The sequence below is a fragment of the Kitasatospora sp. NPDC050463 genome, assembly GCF_040655255.1.
Taxonomy (GTDB): Bacteria; Actinomycetota; Actinomycetes; order Streptomycetales; family Streptomycetaceae; genus Kitasatospora.
This window is the reverse complement of record NZ_JBFAJO010000010.1, coordinates 1-20,552: the sequence shown is the minus strand read 5'-3', so window position 1 is coordinate 20,552 and position 20,552 is coordinate 1. Positions and strand designations below refer to the sequence as shown.

General features: G+C 72.2%; 19 protein-coding genes and 2 pseudogenes. 13 read left to right on the top strand and 8 right to left on the bottom strand.

Going from position 1 to position 20,552, the window contains the following annotated elements:
- Positions 1-230: 230 nt before the first annotated feature.
- Entirely contained in the window at positions 231-1,274 is a 1,044-nt protein-coding gene (locus tag AB0J08_RS08690) for a Ku protein (protein WP_360629087.1), read from the bottom strand.
- A gap of 402 nt (positions 1,275-1,676) precedes the next feature.
- Positions 1,677-2,465, bottom strand: a complete 789-nt coding sequence (locus AB0J08_RS08685) for a maleylpyruvate isomerase family mycothiol-dependent enzyme (protein WP_360629084.1) — start codon at positions 2,463-2,465, stop codon at positions 1,677-1,679.
- Between the two features lie 48 nt (positions 2,466-2,513).
- Here AB0J08_RS08685 and AB0J08_RS08680 point away from each other — a divergent pair.
- Positions 2,514-2,738, top strand: a pseudogene (locus AB0J08_RS08680) (MerR family transcriptional regulator); the annotation flags it as partial.
- Between the two features lie 780 nt (positions 2,739-3,518).
- Here AB0J08_RS08680 and AB0J08_RS08675 read toward each other — a convergent pair.
- Positions 3,519-4,202 carry a VC0807 family protein gene (locus AB0J08_RS08675; protein ID WP_360629486.1) on the bottom strand — a complete coding sequence of 228 codons (684 nt, stop codon included), beginning with the start codon at positions 4,200-4,202 and terminating at the stop codon, positions 3,519-3,521.
- Between the two features lie 109 nt (positions 4,203-4,311).
- Entirely contained in the window at positions 4,312-4,953 is a 642-nt protein-coding gene (locus AB0J08_RS08670; protein WP_360629081.1) for a TetR/AcrR family transcriptional regulator, read from the bottom strand.
- A 213-nt stretch (positions 4,954-5,166) separates the two neighbouring features.
- Here AB0J08_RS08670 and AB0J08_RS08665 point away from each other — a divergent pair, with 213 nt between their 5' ends.
- The 5 genes from AB0J08_RS08665 to AB0J08_RS08645 all read left to right on the top strand — a co-directional run bounded on the left by AB0J08_RS08665 (position 5,167) and on the right by AB0J08_RS08645 (position 12,417).
- A complete protein-coding gene (locus AB0J08_RS08665) occupies positions 5,167-5,370 on the top strand; it encodes a hypothetical protein (RefSeq protein ID WP_360629078.1) in 204 nt (67 codons plus the stop codon).
- Positions 5,371-5,641: 271 nt separating this feature from the next.
- Positions 5,642-6,013: a gamma-glutamylcyclotransferase family protein gene (locus tag AB0J08_RS08660; protein WP_360629075.1), complete on the top strand. Its 372-nt coding sequence runs from the start codon at positions 5,642-5,644 to the stop codon at positions 6,011-6,013.
- A 413-nt stretch (positions 6,014-6,426) separates the two neighbouring features.
- On the top strand, positions 6,427-10,761 hold the full coding sequence (locus AB0J08_RS08655; RefSeq protein WP_360629483.1) for a molybdopterin-dependent oxidoreductase: 4,335 nt from the start codon (positions 6,427-6,429) through the stop codon (positions 10,759-10,761).
- Between the two features lie 146 nt (positions 10,762-10,907).
- Entirely contained in the window at positions 10,908-11,867 is a 960-nt protein-coding gene (pip, locus tag AB0J08_RS08650) for a prolyl aminopeptidase (protein WP_360629072.1), read from the top strand.
- A 226-nt stretch (positions 11,868-12,093) separates the two neighbouring features.
- A complete protein-coding gene (locus AB0J08_RS08645) occupies positions 12,094-12,417 on the top strand; it encodes a hypothetical protein (RefSeq protein ID WP_360629069.1) in 324 nt (107 codons plus the stop codon).
- Between the two features lie 372 nt (positions 12,418-12,789).
- On the opposite strand, the gene AB0J08_RS08640 is transcribed toward AB0J08_RS08645, so the two are convergent.
- The gene (locus tag AB0J08_RS08640; RefSeq protein ID WP_360629066.1) at positions 12,790-13,500 is read right to left on the bottom strand and encodes a TetR/AcrR family transcriptional regulator; all 711 of its coding nucleotides are present in this window, start codon (positions 13,498-13,500) and stop codon (positions 12,790-12,792) included.
- Positions 13,501-13,630: 130 nt separating this feature from the next.
- Here AB0J08_RS08640 and AB0J08_RS08635 point away from each other — a divergent pair, with 130 nt between their 5' ends.
- Positions 13,631-14,332 carry an NAD(P)H-binding protein gene (locus AB0J08_RS08635; RefSeq protein WP_360629063.1) on the top strand — a complete coding sequence of 234 codons (702 nt, stop codon included), beginning with the start codon at positions 13,631-13,633 and terminating at the stop codon, positions 14,330-14,332.
- Positions 14,333-14,358: 26 nt separating this feature from the next.
- Here the strand turns inward: AB0J08_RS08635 and AB0J08_RS08630 are convergent, their stop codons facing one another.
- Positions 14,359-14,625: a hypothetical protein gene (locus tag AB0J08_RS08630; protein WP_360629060.1), complete on the bottom strand. Its 267-nt coding sequence runs from the start codon at positions 14,623-14,625 to the stop codon at positions 14,359-14,361.
- Between the two features lie 364 nt (positions 14,626-14,989).
- Between AB0J08_RS08630 and AB0J08_RS08625 the strand changes: the two genes are divergently transcribed.
- Positions 14,990-15,292, top strand: coding sequence for an antibiotic biosynthesis monooxygenase (locus AB0J08_RS08625; RefSeq protein ID WP_360629057.1), 303 nt, complete (start codon positions 14,990-14,992; stop codon positions 15,290-15,292).
- 131 nt (positions 15,293-15,423) lie between these two features.
- On the opposite strand, the gene AB0J08_RS08620 is transcribed toward AB0J08_RS08625, so the two are convergent.
- On the bottom strand, positions 15,424-15,630 hold the full coding sequence (locus AB0J08_RS08620; protein WP_360629054.1) for a hypothetical protein: 207 nt from the start codon (positions 15,628-15,630) through the stop codon (positions 15,424-15,426).
- On the opposite strand from AB0J08_RS08620, the gene AB0J08_RS08615 reads away from it, so the two are divergent.
- The 5 genes and pseudogenes from AB0J08_RS08615 to AB0J08_RS08595 all read left to right on the top strand — a co-directional run bounded on the left by AB0J08_RS08615 (position 15,607) and on the right by AB0J08_RS08595 (position 18,803).
- Positions 15,607-16,137 carry a TetR/AcrR family transcriptional regulator gene (locus AB0J08_RS08615; protein ID WP_360629051.1) on the top strand — a complete coding sequence of 177 codons (531 nt, stop codon included), beginning with the start codon at positions 15,607-15,609 and terminating at the stop codon, positions 16,135-16,137. The two genes, AB0J08_RS08620 and AB0J08_RS08615, sit on opposite strands and share 24 nt — an antisense overlap.
- A gap of 251 nt (positions 16,138-16,388) precedes the next feature.
- The gene (locus tag AB0J08_RS08610) at positions 16,389-17,480 is read left to right on the top strand and encodes a hypothetical protein (RefSeq protein WP_360629047.1); all 1,092 of its coding nucleotides are present in this window, start codon (positions 16,389-16,391) and stop codon (positions 17,478-17,480) included.
- A 98-nt stretch (positions 17,481-17,578) separates the two neighbouring features.
- Positions 17,579-17,788: pseudogene (locus AB0J08_RS08605) on the top strand (beta-ketoacyl synthase N-terminal-like domain-containing protein); the annotation flags it as partial.
- Positions 17,789-17,990: 202 nt separating this feature from the next.
- Positions 17,991-18,356: a hypothetical protein gene (locus AB0J08_RS08600; protein ID WP_360629044.1), complete on the top strand. Its 366-nt coding sequence runs from the start codon at positions 17,991-17,993 to the stop codon at positions 18,354-18,356.
- A 150-nt stretch (positions 18,357-18,506) separates the two neighbouring features.
- A complete protein-coding gene (locus tag AB0J08_RS08595) occupies positions 18,507-18,803 on the top strand; it encodes a hypothetical protein (RefSeq protein ID WP_360629041.1) in 297 nt (98 codons plus the stop codon).
- A gap of 510 nt (positions 18,804-19,313) precedes the next feature.
- On the opposite strand, the gene AB0J08_RS08590 is transcribed toward AB0J08_RS08595, so the two are convergent.
- Positions 19,314-20,105 (bottom strand): hypothetical protein, encoded by a 792-nt coding sequence (locus tag AB0J08_RS08590; RefSeq protein WP_360629038.1) that lies wholly within the window; start codon positions 20,103-20,105, stop codon positions 19,314-19,316.
- Positions 20,106-20,552: the final 447 nt, after the last annotated feature.

Genomic DNA, 20,552 nt, shown 5'->3' with positions numbered 1-20,552 from the left:
CCCGACACGACGGTCGGCCCGCGCGTGTCGCGCAGGCCGTGGGTGAGGCGGCGGACGACCGCCCCGCCCAGCGACTCTACCCCAACGTCAGATTCCGGAGATCTGGCGGTGTCGGTCGCCGTCGTTCGCCGCCCCCACCCGACGCCCCGCCCGACGCCCCGCCGGGTCCTGGCACGTCGACGTGGTCCGGCGTGACCGCCGCCCCCGGCCCGCGGAGCTCCCGGGCGGGGTCAGGACGCGGCACGGTGCGGGCGGCCGGCCTCTTCGAGGGCGAGTCGGAGTTCGTCGCGGGTCATGGTGGAGCGGTGGGGGATGTCGAGGTCGGTGGCGCGCTTGTAGAGCTCGGCCTTGGTGAGTTCGGAGAGCTGCTGGGCGTCCGGCTTCCCCGAGGTCTTGGCGGCGGTGCTCTTCCTGCCGCCGGTCTGCTTGGGGGTCCGGCCGGTACGGGCGGGCGTCGACCGGGAGCCGCTCTTCTTCCGACCGCCGGGACGTTCCGCGCGGGCGTCGTCGAGGCTGCGGCGCAGGGCGTCCATCAGGTCGATGACATTGGTGGCCTCGGGGGCGGGGCCGGAGACGGCGATCTCGCGGCCGGCGAGCTTGTCCTCGATGAGCTTCTTGACCTGGTCCTCGTAGGTGTCGTGCCAGTCCTCGGGGGTCCAGTCGACCGCGAGCATGCCGATCAGCCGTTCGGCGGTCCTGACCTCCTGGGCCGACAGCTCCACCTTCTCGGGAAGGTCGTCGATCTCGCTGCGGGGGTTGCGGACCTCGTCGGCGAAATGCATGGTGTGCAGCTCCAGCAGGCCGTTCTCGGAGCGGACGGCGGTCAGGTACTCCTTGCCGCGCATCGCGAACATGGCCAGCCCGGCCTTCCCGGAGTGGTCGAGGGCCTCGACGAGCAGGGCGTAGACCTTGGCGTACTCCGCCCCCTTCGGGCCCAGGTAGTAGGTCTTGTCGAAGAAGATCGGGTCCACGTCGGCGAGGTCGACGAAGCCGGCGATGTCGATGGTGCGGGAGCGCCCGGGGGAGAGCTGCTCCAGCTCCTCCGGTTCCACGACCACGTACTCGCCCTCGGCGACCGGATAGCCCTTCACGATCTCCTGGTAGTCCACTTCCTTGCCGGTCCGCTCGTTGACACGCTTGTTGCGGACCCGGTCGGAGGTGCCCCGCTGGAGCTGGTGGAAGCGCACGTCGTGGGACTGCGTCGCCGTGTACAGGGCGACGGGTACGGTGACCAGGCCGAAGGTGAGCACCCCGGTCCACACGGGTCTGGCCATGACGGCCTCCTTCCCGAACCAGGCCGGTCCGTCGCCGGTCGCGCGGCCGGCTGCACCGCTGGTCGCCCCGCCGGCGTCGCCGCTGGAGGGGCGCTCCGCACGCGGTGGCGGGCCGACCGGCGCCGCCGGGTCTCTCCGCTCGGAGGGGACGGACACGCCCTGTCCGGAGCCTGGCCGGTCACCCACCTGTCCAAACCCCGGCGACGCGGGTGTGACAGGTGGTGCTCAGCCGGGCCCGCCACCGTGGTCGCCGCCGTTCCGCACGGCACCGGCCGGTCGGGCAACTGGCCTGACCGGCCGGTGTCGGACGCCCGTCCCGCGATGCCGGGTACCGCGGGTCGAGCGGTCCGATTCCCGATGCCGAGGGTCGAGCGGTCCCGGGGGTGCCCGTCGTGCCCGCGGCTAGAGCGCCGTGCGGGCCAGCCAGTGGTCCAGGAGCGCGCGGTCGCCCGTCACGGTCACCCGGTGGTCGTCCGGCGGGACGCGGCGGGCGACCACCAGCATCAGGTCGGCCACCGCCCCCGTCACCACCACATCGGCCTCGACCGGGCCGCGCTCCCACCGCGGCGCCTCGGGCGTTCTGGTGATCACCCAGCCCGTCGCGCTGTTTGGCGTGGTGCCCGGCACGGTGCCCGGCCGGAACCCGATCCGCTCGCCCCGGCCGCGCAGCTCGGCGAGCGCCGGCCTGGCCGCCGCCAAGGCCGGGGTGGACAGCAACTCCAGGCTCTCGCCGATCACGTCGGCCGCCAGATCCTCGGCGATCTCGAACACGGTGCCCGTCGCGAGCGCCGCGTCGTAGTGGTGGACGCAGGTGTCGCTCAGCATCCTGCGCAGGAAGAAGGCCGCCGGTCGCGGCCCCAGGAACGTGCGGATCCCGGTGTCCGCGCCGGTCTCCCCGATCGCGCGGATCAGCTCCTCCGCGCCCTCGCGCAGCCACCGGTCCCAGCCGTCCGGGGCACCGGGCACGGCCTGCCACGGGTCGGGTACGGGCACCTGCTCGCCTGCGCGCACGAGCTCGGCCGCCCACCGGAGCTCCTGTCCGACGTGCCCGACGAGGGTGCGCAGCGGCCACTGCGGGCAGCTGGGCACCAGGCTGTCCGGGTCCCGGCCGGCGACCGCGCGGGCGAACCGCGTGGTCTGATCCCGCAGGCCCTCCACGAGCCGTGCGGTGTCCGTAGTCGATGTCCTCACGAAAGCTCCTCTCCGGGGTCTCGCGGGTACCGTAGAACCTCCAGCCTGGTGGAGGTTCAAGTGCCTTTGCTCGACGAGACGCTCGGGATCGGGGAGCTGGCGCGGCTGACCGGTGTGCCGGTGCGGACCGTTCGCTTCTACTGCGACGAGGGCATCGTCGACTCGATGCGCAGCACGGGCGGGCACCGCAGGTTCGACCGGGCGGCCGTGGAGCGGCTCGGCCTGGTCAGACGGCTGCGCGGGCTCGGCCTCGGGCTGCCCGCGGTCAGGCAGGTGCTCGCCGGCGAACGTTCGGTGGCCGAGGTCGTCGCGGCCGAGCGGGCCGCGCTCGACGTGCGGCTCGCGGACCTCTCGTGGCGACGGGCCTCGCTGCGCGCGGTCGAGGAGGCCGGACCGGCGGACCGGGCGGCCCGGCTGGCGCTGCTGGCCGCCGTGCAGGACGGGGGTGCCGCCCGTGACGCGCTGATCGACTTCTGGCGGCGCACGATGGTGGCCCCGGTGTCCGAGGCGATGCTCGCCGCGTTCGTGACCACGGCCGTGCCGGATCCGCCCGCCGACCCGACGCCGCCGCAGGTGGTGGCGTTCGCCGAGCTGTTCGCCCTGGCCGGCGACCGGGAACTGACCCGAAGTCTGCTGGCGATGGCGCGGGCCAACGCGGAACTGGTCACCGACGAGGCCGAGTTGCTGAACGGGATCGGCGAGGCGTGCGCGTTGGCACAGCCGGCGGTGCGGGCGGGCGAGCCGCCCCGCGCGGGACCCGAACTCGACCGGTTCGTCGCGGCACACGCCTCCGTGCGCGGCGGCGGCGACACCCCTCGGTTCAGGCGCCGGCTGCTGGCCCACCTGGCGGCCGACCGCGACCCGAGGATGCGCCGCTACTGGCGACTCGTGGCCGAGGCCGGCGGCGACCAGGCCACGATCGGCGCGTCCCACCTGTGGCTGACCGACGCTCTCGAACGGACCGCACGGCCGGGCGGCGCGGCCGCTGAGCGGTCCGGCGCCGTCCTGCCACCGGCAGCCCGCGGGCGGTGCCGCCCGCGGACCTTGAGGTCCTCAGACCTTCAGGCCGTGGCGGGTGATGTACCAGTAGTGGAAGCCGAACAGCGCGCCCAGGACGGCCGGCCACTGGAGGCTGGTCACCAGCGGGACCGCGTCGATCGGGAGCGTCTGGGCGAGGACCACCCTGATCACGGCGTCCGCGGTGAACCCGGCGCCCCAGACGGCGGTGAGCACACGGATGTGCCGGCGGAATTCGGCCTCGTGGTCCCAGCGGTCCGCCCACTCCCGCGCGCCCTCCTCGCCGACCTTCGAGGCGACGACCGACCGTCCGGCGCTGAGCATGAACGGCCGCCGGGTGGCCAGGGTGCCGAGCACCCACAGGCCCACTACGCCGAACAGCCAACTGTCCCGGACGAGCAGGGTCCTCGGGTCTCCGGTGACCATTGACACCAGGGCGCCGACGACCAGGAGCGTCAGGGTGAACACCGGCATCGCCTCCACCCTGCGGCGCCTCACCATCCCGTACCCGATCCACGGGGCCAGCAGCAGCCCGCTGACGGCCAGGGCGGCCCACTGGCTCGCCCCCAGGCCTTTCAGCAGGTAGTAGCCGCCGAGCGGCAGCGCCAGTTCGAGGACGAGCCCCCGGGCCAGGGCCAGGCGCCCGGCGCGGGTGTTCGTCGGCTCCGCCGGTGCCTGCGTCGGTGTCGGCGCAGAGTCGGGTGTCGCGGTGTCCTTCACGATGTCCCCCTCGGTGTTACGCACTTCGTGTTCCCCCACGGTCGCTTCGTGTTCCGTGATGATCGTGAGCCCGTGCCGCGGTGCTCGGCCGTGTCGCGCGGGCGGGCCGCTACGGTGTTCGGCGGGTGGCCCGGTCGAAGATGTCGGCCAGCTCGCGCCCGCAGGCGACCACGTCCAGGCCCGGTTCGGCGACCGAGCGCAGTACCACCCCGTCGATGGCTCCGCGCATCGCGGTGACCATCACGTGGACGTCGAACTCCCGGAACTCCCCGGCGGCCTGCGCGTCACGCATGCGCTGCTCCTGCACATCCATGATCGACCTCAGGGAGTCCGCGAACCCGACGCGGTGCGGATCGTCCCCCTTGAGGTTGGTGACGACCTCGGTCAGTGCCGGCAGGTGGTCGGGGTGGGCCGCCAGGAGCTCGACGTTCGACTCGATGTAGGCCCGCAGCCTGCCCGAGTAGCCCTCGGCGGCGGTGATCCGGGGCAGCATGAACGCCTCGGACACCCGCATCACTTCGGCGACCACCTCGTGCATCAGGTCGTCCTTGCCGGAGAAGTGGTACGAGATCATCCCGGTGCTGCTCAGCCCGGCCTGTTTCGCGATCTTCGCGAACGACGTCTTCGCGTACCCGGCGTCCGCGAGCACCACGATGGCGGCCTGGACGATCTGGGTGCGTCGCGCCGACTCGGTGAAGGTCCGTCCGGACCTGGAGCCACTTTGCTCGCTCGCACTGTTCTTTGCTTGCATGAGCAAAACCTTAGGGGTTCTTGCTCGGCTGAGCAAGGCGTGGGTGTCACGTGTCGCTCGGATTTCCCCACCCTTGCCGTGGAAGCGGTTTCGGTGGTCGGCGGGCTCTTCGGGAGTGAATGGCCGGAAGGCCTGCGAGGAGGCGCTATGTCCAGTGCATGTGAAGAATCTCGACAGGGTTCGCCCGGCTCCGTCCGTACGGAGCACCCCTTGGTGACCAGGCGTCTGCACGAGGCCGTCGCGCTGTCCGCCGCTCTGCTGTTGCTGGCTCTGACGGTCGCCGTCGTTCTGTTCGTCGCCCGGATCGGTCAGGCCGTGGAGCAGTCCCGGTCCCCGGACTGCCTGGGGCTCGTGGTCGACGGCGCGAGGGCGGGGGTGGCGGGGAGCGGCGACCAGGCTCCGCGGTTCGGCATCTGAGGATCGGCACTGACGCGGGGGGAGCACCTCCCCGGCGGGTCGAGGGCGGCCCCGGGTCCGCCGGGTCCGGCCGAACGCCGGAAGGCTCGCACGGAGATCCGTGAGAGCCTTCCCCGTTTCCCGGGAGCGGCGGGTGGCGATCCTCGTCCCGTCCCGACCGGTCACGGCGAGCCCCGGTGGGGCCCGACGCCTGATGGCCCCGCGCGGGCGGGTGGTCGATAGGTCGGGGCACCGGTGTGCGCAATCCATGCTCTGCGGAGGGATTTTCACGATGGTCGACCAGGCTGCTCATCAGCTGTTCTCGTACGGGACGCTGCAGCTCCCCGAAGTCCAGCTGGCCCGGTTCGGCCGGCTCCTGGAGGCACGTCCCGACGCGCTCCCGGGCTTTCGCCTGACCTGGATCGCGATCACCGACCCGGAGGTGATCGCGGCCAGTGGCACCGATCGTCACCCCCTCGTGGTCGCCTCCTCCGACGACGCTGACGCGGTGGAGGGCAGCGTCTTCGCCATCACCGACGGCGAACTGGCCGCCGCGGACGACTACGAGGTCGACGACTACGTCAGGACCGAGGTCGTCCTGCGCTCGGGTGCCAAGTCCTGGGCCTACCTCGCCGCGAGCACGCAGGACGGCGCGGCGGCCTAGCCGAGACGGTGCGATGCGGTGTCGGGATCACCGGGGTGCCCCGACACGGCCCGGCACCGCCCGCCCCCGAACCGTCGATGGCCGAGAGGATCCGGTCGTCGTCGATCGTTCGTCCGTCGAAGCGGAGGGTGCCGTCGATGTCGACGACCACGGTGCGGGCGCCGGGGTTGAGCACGATCGGACCGGCTCCGACCAGGTCGGCGGCGGGTCGCCGCGCAACCCGCGTCGGCGGCGCAGCCCGCATCGACGCCGCGGCGCCGGAGGCCGCCGCTCACACCCGTCGCGAGCAGGCCGTGCGATCCGGTTAACCCCCCGAGCCATGTGCCGTGACGGCGCGGAAATGCGGCCTTCCTAGGGTCACGATCGTGGGACCTTCCCACGGCGTGATCCCTGCGGAGGGAGTCCCGGTGACGATGCCGGCCTCGAAGGCGGACAGTGTGCGGACGGTCTGCTCGTACTGCGGCGTCGGCTGCGGCATCGTGCTCGACATCGGCCGGGACGCCGCCACCGGCCGGCGCACCGCCCGCAAGGTGTCGGGGGACCGGGACCACCCGACCAACGCCGGGCGGCTCTGCACCAAGGGTGCGACCAGCGTCGAGATGATGGCCGCCCCCGGCCGGGCCACCACGGCGCTGGTCCGCACCGAGCGCGGCGCCGAGCCCGCCGAGGTGGACGTGGACGCGGCGATCACGGCGGTCGCCGGACGCCTGCGGGCGATCCTGGACGAGCACGGTCCCGACGCGCTCTCCTTCTACGTGTCCGGGCAGATGTCCCTGGAGGCGCAGTACCTGGCGAACAAGCTCGCCAAGGGGTTCGTGCGCACCAACCGGATCGAGTCGAACTCCCGCCTGTGCATGGCCTCCGCCGGCTCCGGCTACAAGCTGTCGCTGGGCGCGGACGGGCCGCCCGGCTCCTACCGGGACTTCGACCACGCGGACGCGTTCCTCGTCATCGGTGCGAACATGGCCGACTGCCACCCGATCCTGTTCCTGCGCATGATGGACCGGGTGAGGGCCGCCGGTGCGAAGCTCATCGTCGTCGACCCGCGGCGCACCGCCACCGCCGCGAAAGCCGACCTGTTCCTGCAGATCAGACCGGGTACCGACCTCGCGCTGCTGAACGGCCTGCTGCACCTGCTGGTGGAGAACGGCCACACCGACGAGGCGTTCATCGCGGAGTTCACCGACGGGTGGGAGGAGATGCCCTCCTTCCTGGCGGACTACCCGCCCGCGAGGGTGGCCGCGATCACCGGGATACCGGAGGCGGACATCCGGCAGGCCGCGCGGTGGATCGGCGAGGCGGGCGAGTGGATGAGCTGCTGGACGATGGGCCTCAACCAGTCCACCCACGGCACCTGGAACACCAACGCGCTGGTCAACCTGCACCTGGCCACCGGCGCGATCTGCCGCCCCGGCTCCGGCCCGTTCTCGCTCACCGGCCAGCCCAACGCGATGGGCGGCCGCGAGATGGGCTACCTGGGGCCGGGCCTGCCCGGCCAGCGCTCCGTCCTGGTGGACGCGGAGCGCGCCTTCGTCGAGGAGCTCTGGGGCGTCGAGCCGGGCACGCTGCGGACCGAGGTCGGGCGCGGCACGGTGGAGATGTTCGAGCAGATGGCCGCCGGCGAGATCAAGGCCTGCTGGATCATCTGCACCAACCCGGTCGCCTCCGTCGCCAACCGCAGGACCGTCATCGCCGCCCTGGAGGCCGCCGAACTGGTCATCACCCAGGACGTGTTCACGGAGACCGAGACCAATGCGTACGCCGACGTGATGCTGCCCGCCACGCTGTGGGCCGAGTCCGACGGCGTCATGATCAACTCGGAGCGGAACCTCACCCTCGTCCAGGGTGTCCTCGACCCGCCCGGTCAGTCCCTGCCCGACTGGCAGCTGATCGCCCGCGTCGCCTGTGAGATGGGCTTCGCCGACGCGTTCAGCTACGCGAGCGCCGAGGACGTCTTCGAGGAGCTCAAGCGGGCCTGGAACCCGGCCACCGGCTGGGACCTGCGCGGCGTCGGCTACCAGCGGCTGCGCGAGACCCCCGTGCAGTGGCCGGCGCCGTCCCCGGACGGCCCCGACCGCAACCCGATCCGCTACCTCAACGACGGCGTCAGCCAGACCCTGCTGGAGCGCGCGGACGGGACGCGGCCCCGGCTCGCCTTCCCCACCGCCACCGGCCGCGCCCGATTCCTCGGCCGGCCGCACCTGCCCGCCGCCGAACTCCCCGACGACGACCACCCGTTCGTCCTCAACACGGGCCGCCTCCCGCACCAGTGGCACACCCTCACCCGGACCGGCAAGGTCGCCAAGCTCAACAGGCTCGACCCCGGCCCCTTCGTCGAACTCCACCCCGAGGACGCCGCCGCCCTGAACGCCAAGGACGGCGACCGCATCGAGGTCGCCTCCCGCCGCGGCCGTGCCGTGCTGCCCGCCGTCGTCACCGACCGTGTCCGTCCGGGGAACTGCTTCGCGCCGTTCCACTGGAACGACCTCTTCGGCGAGTACCTCGGCATCAACGCCGTCACCAACGACGCCGTCGATCCGATCTCCTACCAGCCGGAGTTCAAGGCCTGCGCCGTGGCGCTGCGCGTGGTGCCCGCCCCGACACCCGAGCAGGACCCGGCCGTGCCGGTCGACGCCGGGCCCGCCGGCCCGGCGCGGCAGCCGCAGGACCCGCCCGTCCCTCTGACCGCCGAGGCCGGGGGCCCGGGCGCGGCAGGCGGCGTGCCCGGGGCCGTCTCCGCGCTGGCCGCGCTGTTCGGCATCGCCGACCTGACACCGCCGGTCCTCGCCGAACCGGAGCGCCGCTACCTGTCCGGGTACCTGCGCGGGTACGCCGCCGGCGGGGCCGCGGCCCCGCCCGGCGAGGTGCCGGTGCTGCCCGCGGGTGCGCCGTTCGCCCCGGGGACGGCGCTCTGGGTGGACGGCGTGCTGGCCGGCATGTTCTCCCGGACCGCCGCTCCCGCCGCTCCCACCGCTCCCGCCGCCCCCACTGCTCCCGCCGCCCCGGGCGGGGCCGCCGGCTCCGCCGGCACCGGACCCGCCCCGGGCCGGGAACTGCTCCTCCTGTGGGCCTCACAGACGGGTACCGCCGAGGAGTTCGCCGCCACCGCGGCGGCCCGCCTGGCCGAAGTGGGCCGGGCCGTCACCCCGCTCGCCATGGCCGACACCACCCCCGGGCGGCTCACCGCCGGGACCGACCTGCTGATCGTCACCAGCACCTTCGGCGACGGCGAGGCGCCCGACAACGGCGCCGACTTCTGGGAGTGCCTCAGCGCCTCGGACGCCCCGCGACTGGAGGGCGTGCGCTACTCCGTCCTCGCCTTCGGCGACACCAGCTACGGGGACTTCTGCGGTCACGGCCGCCGCCTGGACGAACGCCTCGCGGAACTCGGCGCGACCCGCCTGCACCCCCGTGCCGACTGCGAAGCCGGCGAGGACGGGCCCGCCGGGCAGTGGCTCGACCAGGTCACCGGCGCGCTCACCGCGCCGGCCGAACAGCCACTCGCGCCGGCCGAACATCCGCCCGCCCCGCCCGCGTCGCCCGCCGTCCCGGCCGCCGGAGCGATGGCGCCCTCCGCCGTCCCGGTGCCCGCCGTACTCGCCACACCCCGGCCCGCCACCCCGGCCGGCTACACCAAGGCGTCCCCCTTCGCGACCCTCCTGGTCGGCAACCGGCTGCTCAGCCTGCCCGGATCGCAGAAGGAGATACGGCAGTTCGCCTTCGACACCCGCGGTGGCGAACTCGGCTACGAGGCCGGTGACGCCCTCGGCGTGTGGCCGGCCAACGGCTCGGGACTCGTCGCCGAATGGCTGGCCCTGACGGGCCTCGACCCCGAGGAGAAGGTCTGCCTGCCCGACAGCGGTGACCTCCCCCTCGTCGAGGCCCTGCGGACCCGCCTCGACATCGCCCGCATCACCCCCGACCTGCTCGGGTTCGTCGCCGATCGCACCGGTGACCGCTCCCTGAAACGGCTGCTGCGCCCCGACAACAAGGGCGAGCTGGCGAAGTGGAGTTGGGGCCGGCAGGCCGCCGACGTGGTCGGGGCCTTCCCCGTCCGGGCCTCGGCCACCGAATGGGCCGCCGTGCTCAAGCGGCTCCAGCCCCGCCTCTACTCCATCTCCTCCAGCCCGCTGGCCCACCCCGACGAGGTCCGCCTCACGGTGTCCGTGGTCCGCTACACCAACGACCTCGGCCGCGACCGCAAGGGCGTCTGCTCCACGTATCTGGCCGACTGCGCCGACGACGGCCCGGTGCAGGTGTTCGTCCAGCGCTCCCCGCACTTCCGCCCGCCCGCCGGCCCGGCCACCCCGATGATCATGGTGGGGCCAGGCACCGGCGTCGCGCCGTTCCTCGGCTTCCTGGAGGACCGGCAGGCCCGCGGCCACACCGGCCCCAACTGGCTGTTCTTCGGCGAGCAGCGCGAAGCCACCGACTTCTACTACCGGGAGGAGCTGGAGGCCTTCCGTGTCTCCGGCCACCTGAACCGCCTCGACGTCGCCTTCTCGCGCGACCAGCGCAACAAGATCTACGTCCAGGACCGGATGCGCGAACACGGCCCGCGTCTGTGGCGCTGGCTCCAGGACGGTGCCCACGTCTACGTCTGCGGGGACGCGGGCCGAATGGCCAAGGACGTCGACCGGGCCCTTCGGGAGATCGTCGCCGCCCACGGAGGCATGGACGAGGACTCGGCCGCCGCGTACGTCCGGCAGCTGGCGGGCGACAAGCGTTACGTCCGGGACGTCTACTGAGCAGCGACGACGGGCACACCGGTCACGCCGTGAAGTGACCCGGCGTCACCCGCCCGGCGCTCCAGGGTGCATGAGGGCGAGGGGGCCCGGGCCAGGCCCGCCGACCGCCCACTCCGGTCGCGGTCATGCCCGTACGATCGACGGCTATGGCCGATCTCTACCCTCCCACCAGTCCCTACGACAGCGGTTTCCTCGACACCGGGGACGGCAACCGCATCTACTACGAACAGCTCGGCAACCCCGACGGCAAGCCCGCCCTGTCCGTCCACGGCGGCCCGGGCGCGGGCGCGTCGCGGCAGCCGGCCAGGGCCTGGGACCCGGAGTGCTACCGCTTGATCCGCTTCGACCAGCGCAACTGCGGTCGCAGCACCCCGCACGCCGCCGATCCGGCGGCGGACATGAGCCTGAACACCACGCAGCACCTGATCACCGACATGGAGCGGCTGCGCGAACACCTCGGCATCGAGCGGTGGTTGCTGGCCGGCGGCTCCTGGGGCTCGACGCTGATCCTGGCCTACGCGCAGCAGCACCCCGAGCGGGTCAGCGAGATATCCATCCAGGCCGTGACGATGACCCGCCCCTCCGAGACCTACTGGCTCTACCGGGGCGCCGCGCGGTTCTACCCCGAAGCGTGGGACCGGTTCCGCGCCGGTGTCCCCGAGGACGAGCGGGACGGCGACCTGCTCGCGGCCTACGCGCGGCTGATGGAGAACCCAGAGCGGGCGGTCCGGGCGAAGGCCGCAGCCGACTGGCTCGCCTGGGAGGACGCGGTCATCTCGAACGAGCCCAACGGCGTGCCCGGCATCTACAGCGACCGCGACGTCGACGAGCAGATCGCCTTCGTCCGGATCTGCGCCCACTACTTCAGCAACGGCGCCTGGCTGGAGGAGGACCAACTGCTGCGCGACGCCCACAGGCTGGCCGGGATCCCGGCGGTGCTGGTCCACGGCCGGCACGACATGGGCAGCCCGGTGGAGACGGCGTGGGAGCTGGCGAAGGTGTGGCCGGACGCACGGCTGCGCATCTTCGAGGACTCCGGGCACGTCGGCAGCGAGGCGATGAAGGAGGCGGCCCGCGCGGCCGTCGAGGAGTTCAAGAACCGGTGACCACCGGTGACCACCGGGGCCCTGGAACGTCCCGAACGCGCGCGCACCGGCCGGCCCGGCCATGAGCCCGGCCGCTGCCCGCGGACACGACCGTGGGCCGCTGCCTCGCCGTCGGCGCTTCGTCGAACGCGCCGGGTGCCGCCCGGGCGGTGGCGTTTTGAGCGGGGGTCGCGACTGTGCCACAGTTGACGATGTGTATTGGTCCGATTCCCTGGAGTGACAGGCCATGCCTGATTCCCAGCCCCGCCTGTACGTCGAATCCCCCACCGTGTCCTGTCCGCAGCCCCCCGGCTGTGGGCAGGGCCCCGGCCGGGCCCAGCTCGTCAAGTGCATGGGCCGCACCTACTGCGCCCTGGCCGAGGAGGACCGGATCGATGTCAGTGACGTCACCGACATCACCCGGCCACTGGCTCTGGGCGTCGCCGTCCGGTCGGGGAACGCCGTCTGGGACATCCACGCCCCCGACGGGCGCGCCCTGCTGCGCACCGGCGACCTGCTGCGCGCCCTGGTGGCGCTGCGCACGGACTACACCTCGTCGGCGCGGCGCTGACGGGTCCAATCGGGCGCGCCCGCCGGTCGGGTGAGCGGTAGACGCCCGCGATCCAGCCCGCCGGCCCCGCGAACTCGGGGACGAAGACCGGCCCGGAGCACTGCCGCACCACCGCGGTGAACCCCGCGCCGCCGCCCCCGGCCGGGTCAGCCGACGGCGGGAGCGGGGCTGAAGACCGTCCTCGTGACGTGGTGCCTGCTCGGCTCGCCGGCCACGATGCGGAGCACCGCCCGGGCCATGCCGGGCATCACCGCGTCGTGGCAGTCGAGTCGCCGGGCCCGTCGTGACTCCCGTGGTCCACCGGGGGCTCCGTTCTGTGGTGCCGGTCCGTGTGTTCGGACCGGTGGCGGGTCGACGGCCCGGCACGAGGGGTCACCCCTGGGCGGTGATGCCCAGGGACCGGATGAGCTGGGTCAGTTCCGCGCGGAAGAGCTTCTCCGGGCTGAGCGTCTGGGTCCGCAGGTGGCCGTAGATCTCGAGCGACACCAGGCCGTGCAGGTGGCTCCAGATGCGCAGGGCGAGGGCGACGGCGGCCGGCGGTAGGTCCGGGAAGGCCGGGCGGACCTTGTCCAGCAGGCCGGGGTCGAAGTCGGACCACTCGAAGTCGCCGTCGGCGTAACGGGGTTCGGCGTAGGGCCAGGCCTCGGCCGCGAGCGCGGTGAGGCCGGTACAGACCCGGTGGGCGGCGTCCGGGGCGGCTCCGCCCGCGGGGGGCCGGTATCCGGGCACGGGGTCGCCGTAGACGAGGCGGAAGCCTTCGGGGTTGGTCAGCGCCCAGTTTCTGAACGCGCCGGCCCAGGCCTGGATCCGGGCGGCCGGGTCCAGGGCGGGAGCGGACTCCCAGGCGGCTTGCACGGCGCCGGCCAGTGAGGTGTAGACGTTGTCGATCAGCGTGGTGACCAGGTCGTCGCGGGTGGCGAAGTAGCCGTAGATGGCGTTGGCCGTCATGCCCATCTCGCGGGCGATGGCCCGCAGGGTGATCGCGTCGGGGCCGCCCGAAGCCATCAGCTCCAGCGCGACCTTCTTGATCTCGGCGGTCGTCTCGGCCCGCAGACGCTCGCGGCGCCCCGTTGTGCTTCCCACGCCGCCACTCTAGCGGAGCCTCTACGGCGTCACCGGGCTGGTTGCCGTATGAAAACTGCACGCCGTATAGTTTTCCTACGCCGTGCACATGCGGCTCGGCACAACCAGCAGCACGGAACAGGGGAGAGCCATGCACATCGGAGTCATCGGGGCCACGGGCACCATCGGCAGCCGCGTCGTCACCGAGGCCCTCGGCCGGGGGCACCACGTCACCGCGTTCAGCCGGGACGCCGGTCGGATCGAGGAGGGCCGGGAGAACATCGTCTGGAAGAGCGTCGACGTCCTCGACGCGGACAGCATCACGGCGGTCCTGCCCGGCCTGGACGTGCTGATCAGTGGATTCCAACCGGGCAACGCGGCCAAGGACATCGCGGACACGGTGGCCCGTTCGATCGCCGATCCGACCGTCCACAGCGTTGCCGCGTGGGCGCTCCTGAAGGCGCTGGAGAGCCACCCGAGGACGAGGCTGATCGTGATCGGGGGAGCCGGCAGCCTTGAGATCGAACCCGGGCTCGTGCTCGCCGACTCCGACGCGCACATGCACGAAGTCCTGGACGCGCTCGGGCTGCCCAGGGAGTACGCGGTCGCGGCGCGCGGCGCCCGGGACGCCCTGAACGTCCTGCGCACCTCCAACCGGCTGTGGACGTACTTCAGCCCCGCCGAGGACATCGCCCCCGGCGAGCGCACCGGCCGGTTCCGGATCGGCGGCGACCAGCCGGTTGTCGACGCCGAGGGGCGCAGCCGGATCTCCGCGGAGGACGCCGCCGTCGCCCTGGTCGACGAGGTGGAGCTGCCGCGCTTCGTCCAGCGCCGCTTCACCATCGGCTACTGACCCGCGCCGGCGAGCCGCCTCGTCAGCTACCGGCCGGCTCCCGGGGCGTGGGCCCCGAGAGCCGGCCTGCGAGCCGGCCCGAGGCGAGCGCCGGTCGGGGCCTGACCCGGCTTCCCGGCCCCTGCGAGGATATTGCTGTGCAGCTCGTACGCGCAGACCAGGCCCGCGACGCCGGCGCCGATCACGGCGACCCGGTGGCGGGCGTGGGCGGTCCGGCCCAGCAGGTGGTGCGGGTACGCGAAGCTCTCGTCGAACATCGGCACCCTCCGGTAGGGCGGCATGGAATCGGTCACGCCCCAGCCTCGGGCAGGCTGTCCGTGTCGGCCGCCTGGACCGCTCATGCGCTGTGACGGACCGGACCGGTATTCGCCGCAGCGACCCGGTCGGCGGCGATTCCGAGGCGCACCGGGACGGGGCGGCCGCCGGCCAGGCGAGCGGACACACCGTCAGGTTCGCATGGTCGGAAGGGCGCCATCCGTCATGAGGCGTCCGCGTCGCACCGCGGTCGTCGCGACGGGCCGGGCCGGGACCGAACAGGTGAAGGAGCGCCCCGTCCGGTGCGGGGACGGCCGATTGTGCCGGCCCGCCGTGCTACCGGTTGCTCCGATGCCGTCGACGCACGCGGCGGCCCCACGGACATGATCGGAGAACAGCGGAATGCCATCGAAGAACGGCCTGCTGGCTCGCATCGAAGCGCGGCCGGAGCACGCGGACGAGGTCGCGGCACTGTTGCGCGGGGCGCTCGACGCGGCCCGGGCCGAGGAGCAGACGCTGACCTGGTTCGCCTTCAGGGAGAGTCCCACCGTGTTCGGGATCTTCGACACCTTCTCCGACGAGGCCGGGCGGGCCGCGCACCTGGAGGGCCCGATCGCCGCCGCGCTGATGGAGGTCGCCCCGAGGCTGCTGGCGACCGAGCCGAGCATCCGCGCCGTCGACATCCTGGCTGCCAAGCCCGGCTGAACCGTCGATCACCCTCCGCCGATCAACGTCTCCGCCGATCAACCCGCTGCCGATCAACCCCTCCGCGATCAACCCCTCCGCGGACAACGTGAGGAGGCCGGTGTGGCCCCCGGCAGCCTCGGGCCGGCGCCCTACCAGGGGACGGTCTCGCCGCGGCGGTCCAGGAACTGCAGGCCCGGGGCGCCGGCCTGCGCTTCGAGGACATCGACGACGGCGGGGATGCTCTCCCGGGGGTCGAGCGGCGCGTCGGGGCCGCCGAGCCGGGTCCGGTTGTGGCCGGGGTCGATGAGCAGCTTGGTCTGTCCGTCTCCCGCATGACGGGTGGCGTAGCTGCGCACCAGCTCGTCGAGCACGGCTTCGGCGCGCTGACCGTCGAAGCCATCGCACGTCGTGCCGGCGTCGCCAAGCAGACGATCTACCGCTGGTGGCCCTCGAAGGTCGAGATCCTGCTCGACACGCTCATCGAGGACAGCGGCAAGCGCCTTCCCGTCCCGACGGAGAGCTCCACGGCGGAGAGCATCCGGGGCTACCTGCGCGGCTTCGCGCGATTCCTCACCCGCGACCCCGCCGGAAAGGTCCTGCTCACGCTCATCGCCGAGGCACAGCACGATCCCGGCACGGCCGGCAGGCTCCACCAGCGCTATCTCGGTCCACGTCGCGACCAGGAACGCGACATGATCGTGCGCGGAATCGACGCCGGCGAGATCTCGCCCAGGCTCGGCCCGGACGCCGCGGTCGACGCCCTCGTCGGCCCGATCGTCTACCGCGCACTGACAGGGGCGAGCATCCCCCGCACTCTGGTGGACGCCCTCGTCGAGGACCTGCTCAGGCCCCGCGCGAAGTGAACCCGCCCGGTCGGGGTTTCCCGACCGGCCGTCACCCTTCGGTCGTCCGCCCCGGGTCAGGCCGCCGCGGGTGCCGGTGGTTCAGCGCGGCCGCAGTCCGTCGAAGATCCGTTCCCGGGCCGGCGGCCCCGCGGAGAGGCGCTCCGTCCTCGCGCGGGTGCCGGCCACTGGGGCGATCGGCTCCGGCGGGCCCGGCCAGGCACGGGCGGGCCGGACGCAGCAGCCGGACACCCGAAGGGCAGAATTGCCCCGTGATCGAAGAACACCTCACCGTTGCGGGTGAACCGCTCGCCGAACTGGCCCACCGGCTCGCCGGGGCGAGGACCGGCCGCTGGAGCGAGGACGGTACCGGCCGCTGGAGCGAGGACGGTACCGGCCGCTGGAGCGAGGACGGTACCCGGGCACTCGTCCACGAGCTGGGCCTGCACTGGGAACACGTCACGGACCCGGCGTCAGCGGGTGGGCCGAGGCTTCGGCCGGTCGGGCCGTCCGAGCGCCGTCACGTCGACGAGGAGGCGTATCTGGAGCTGGCCGTGACGGTGGCGAGTGCCGGGCCGGATGCGGCCGGTCAGGTCCGGGCCTTCGGGAGGGCGAGGAGTGAACTGACCGCCGCGCTCGGCGAGGCGTCGGTCATCGGCTCGTACGGTCTCCTGGGGCCGTACTACGGCTCCACCGCGGCCTGGGGCTCGCCGTTCCTGCGGTGGCGCGGTGAGCGCGACACCCTCGAACTGCGGGCGGGCCGCCAGGGTCCCGAGCTCGTCCTGGAGCCCACCGCCCCGCTGGAGAACTGGTACTGCAGCCTCGGCCACGGTGAGGAGGGCGCCATCGGCGGGTTCCTCGGCCGCCGCTCGGGCCCGTCCACCGCCGGTCTGAGCCTGCCCGGTCGCTGGTCGGCGCGCAGTTGGGAGACGCTGACCGCCTCGCTGGCCACGTTCTTCGCCACGCTGCCGGCCGAGTTCGCCGCACTCGGCATCGCCAAGATCATGCGGTTGTACGGCCGGGTAGGCGGTACGGCGCCGAGACTGTTCGACATCGACGCCGACAGCAGGCTGATGCTGGCGTCCTTCGCCGACTCCGACCTCGGCCCGGAGTCCTTCGGCTGGGGCACCGTGGCCGAGCATCCCAGGACGACGGAGACCTGGGCGGACCCGTACGACCCCGGGTGGCGCTTCGACGGGGGTGGGCCCGGTGTGCCGGCGGGCCGTGCACTGGCCGAGATGGTCGTGGCGACGGCGCGGGCGCAGGGGGTGGCCTCGGTCGATGACCTGCTGCTGGGAGGCGAGGCTGAGGACATCGGCCCCTACAGGGTGACGTTCTACGGCCGCGGCTTGACCACGGTCTGAGCGGGCCCCGGTCTGAGCGGGCCCACGGCCGGATCGAAACCGGAGGAGGTCGCCGCGACCGCGCTCAGCTCGCCATCGACCTGGGTGCCACCGGCCCCGTGCTGCACACCGCGACGGCCTGCGCGTCCGGGGCCGGCGCCATCCACACCGCCGCCCTGCTGCTGCACGCCGGGGCCTGCGACATCGCCCTCGCGGGTGGCAGCGATGCCATGATCACCCCGGTCTGCGTCGCCGCGTTCGCCCGGATGGGGGCACTCTCGCGCCATGGCGATCCCGCGTACGCCTCGCGCCCGTTTGACGTGGACCGCGACGACTTCGTCCTCGGAGAGGGAGCCGGTTTCACCGTGCTGGAGCGCCACACGGACGCGGTGTGCCGGCGGGCCCCGATCCGGGCCCTGCTGGTCGGGGTCGGGTCGGCGGCCGACGCGCACCACCCGGTGGCACCGCATCCGCAGGCCCGGGATCTGGAGGCGGCCCGTCCGGCAGGCCCTGGCCGAAGCCGGCGCCGGTGTGACGGACGTCGACCATGTCAACGCGCACGGCACCGGCACCCGGCTCAACGACAGCGCCGAGGCGGGCATGATCGAGCGGATGTTCGCCGATCGCCCGCCGTCCGTCACCTCCGCCAAGGGGGCACTGGGCCACACCATGGGCGCGGCCGGGGCCGTCGAGGCGGCCCTGACCGTGCTCACCGTCCAGCACCGGACGGTGCCCGCCACCGCGGGCTTCGCGGAGCCCGACCGGGACACCGGCCGGATTGATCTCGTCCACGGCGAGCCCCGGAGGCAGCGGGTGCGGCTCGTGCTCAGCACCTCGGCCGGCTTCGGAGGGCACAACACCGCACTGGCGTTCGCGCCGGCCGGTTGCGGTACCTGAAGTGCCTGCTCGCCCGGCAGCCGGAAGGCCGGCGGCTGTTCACCGTGGGACTGCTGGACGACGTGGCGTGCCCTCTTGGACGCGTAACCCGGCGCCATGGATTCCGGCTCAAGTAGCATCAGGCGCAACATCGGCCGTGGGGAGGGCGCAATGGGCGCGAAAGAAGTGATGGACCGCTTGGCCTACGAGGCGAAAGACATGCTCGGTCAAGGTGGCCGAGGCGTATATGCGGGTGGCTATCAGCAAGCGGCCGATATCAGCCTTGGGATTTTGGATCAGAAGATCGACGCCTTGATGAAGCGAACGACGTCGGGTGAGCGCCTGTCTGACCAGGAGCTGTTTCTTCTGGGAAGCTTGGATGCGCTAAAGAAGGAAATGGAAAGCGAACTGATCGACTTCTGGAAACGGGGTGGCCCGGGCCGCGTCCGTACCGATGAGCGCCCATAGCCCCTTGACCGGGCAGAGGTAGGCCCGGCTCCGAGCCGGCCAGCACCACGCTGCCACACCAAGAGCGAGCAAGCTGAAGATCCTTCGGCTCGCTCGCTTCTGCGTTGCCCGAGTACGTCGACACTTTGAGTACGCGGCGGGTCCCGGCTGTACCTGATCACTTCAGGTCACCCCCTGGGCCCAGAGCACGGGGGCTCATATCTGAGTTTCGCTCAACGAACCGAATCCGGTACGGCCAGCGGACGGCGTCGACCCCTGCCCGCTCGATGCGACGGTTGGGCGAACAGTCGCCACGGTGTGCCTCCTTGCACTCGGCCAGGAGGACCATAGCGGCAGCCACTGACAGTCATTAGCCGATTACCTGAAAGTGGGTGTGGGTCCTTCGAAGTGCACGGCAGCGGTTTGCCCACATGAGGGATGCACCTGCTGAGCGCGCGGCCTGGACTGCTCCCGCCCAGCAAGCATCCGCCTGGGGAGCTCGGCGAACAGCTGTCACAGAGGACGCGGCATTCAGCGCGAGTACTCAATGCGCACCTGATCGTCCTCGCGAATGACGAAGACGTACGGCTGGTCGAACGTCCAGCCGTCAGGCAGCAGGAGGAGCCGGCCGCCGGAACGGGCGAACAGGTGCAGGCCCTGGTACCGGAACTCATACGCGCCAGGGCTGGCGTACCGGGTGACCCGAATGCCGGGGGCGACCATCCGCAGATCGTCGTGGCTGTAGAGCGTGATGCCGGGCTGGTCCTTGAATCGCTGGATGAACTGCGCCGCCTCCCCGTGACCCTCGATGACCGCGAACTCGTGGACGGTCCAGAACAACAGCGCCACGGTCAGCCCGGTGATCAAGAGCCAGGTCGGCGAGGACCACCACGTCGGACCGCTGCCCGTCTCGGCATGGCGAGCGAGGACGACGCCGTAGGCCGCCAGCAGGACCCCGGCTGCTAGTGAGGCCGGCTCGGCCAACTGCCACCACCCCGGGTCGACGGCGCTGTGGGTGATCAGCCAAGCGATGGCAGGTACGACGAGCCAGCTAAGGAGCAAGAGCGCTCGGGTACTTAGCCCAATCCCTCGCTTCCAACTGCTCGTAAGCCGTTCCGGCTCCGTTGCTCGGTACCATCGACGCACCGCTGGATCCACCAGGCGCCAGCCGATCAGCACCAGCAGGCCCACCACGATGGGAAAGAAGATGGCGGAGACACTGTCGAGCAGGAATCCGCTCGTGCCTGTGTCCCACTCGGCTTGGGGGAAGCCGATGTACTCAGTCAGTGCGGCTTGGCGGCTCCAGCCGAAATAGAACAGCAAGCCCACGAGCATGGACAAGGGCGGGCCGACTGTGGCGATAGCTTCCAAGGCGGGCCGCAGTGGACTAGCTGGAGCAGGCTGCGTCATTGTTGGCAGGATGTCCCGATGTCCGAGTCCGTGATCTCCGGATCCGAACCCGGATTGGCCCGGTGGTCCTCGACCAGTCGCCTCAACAAGTCATAGCCAGCCTGGACGGCACAGTCGGAAGCGGGGGCTCTGCTGAGACCATTGAACTTGCTGGTGGCCGTATCCCAGTCCGGCTGCTCCCTGTTGGCGAGCGGGCAGACCGCTTTGTGAACCGCCCCGTGTTCAGTGGAGACTCGATTTCGTGTAAGGATTCGAGTCATGGCACGTCCCTCCTCCTACCCGCCTGAGCTGCGCCGTCGTGCGGTGCGCATGGTCGCCGAGGTCCTCGGCGACTACCCGAACGAGTCCGCCGCGCTGCGG

Coding starts and splice junctions, on each gene's coding strand:
- AB0J08_RS08690 (WP_360629087.1), bottom strand. CDS start 1,274: ATGGCCAGACCCGTGTGGACCGGGGTGCTCACCTTCGGCCTGGTCACC.
- AB0J08_RS08670 (WP_360629081.1), bottom strand. CDS start 4,953: ATGCAAGCAAAGAACAGTGCGAGCGAGCAAAGTGGCTCCAGGTCCGGA.
- AB0J08_RS08660 (WP_360629075.1), top strand. CDS start 5,642: ATGGTCGACCAGGCTGCTCATCAGCTGTTCTCGTACGGGACGCTGCAG.
- AB0J08_RS08655 (WP_360629483.1), top strand. CDS start 6,427: ATGCCGGCCTCGAAGGCGGACAGTGTGCGGACGGTCTGCTCGTACTGC.
- pip (WP_360629072.1), top strand. CDS start 10,908: ATGGCCGATCTCTACCCTCCCACCAGTCCCTACGACAGCGGTTTCCTC.
- AB0J08_RS08645 (WP_360629069.1), top strand. CDS start 12,094: ATGCCTGATTCCCAGCCCCGCCTGTACGTCGAATCCCCCACCGTGTCC.
- AB0J08_RS08635 (WP_360629063.1), top strand. CDS start 13,631: ATGCACATCGGAGTCATCGGGGCCACGGGCACCATCGGCAGCCGCGTC.
- AB0J08_RS08625 (WP_360629057.1), top strand. CDS start 14,990: ATGCCATCGAAGAACGGCCTGCTGGCTCGCATCGAAGCGCGGCCGGAG.
- AB0J08_RS08615 (WP_360629051.1), top strand. CDS start 15,607: ATGACGGGTGGCGTAGCTGCGCACCAGCTCGTCGAGCACGGCTTCGGC.
- AB0J08_RS08595 (WP_360629041.1), top strand. CDS start 18,507: ATGGGCGCGAAAGAAGTGATGGACCGCTTGGCCTACGAGGCGAAAGAC.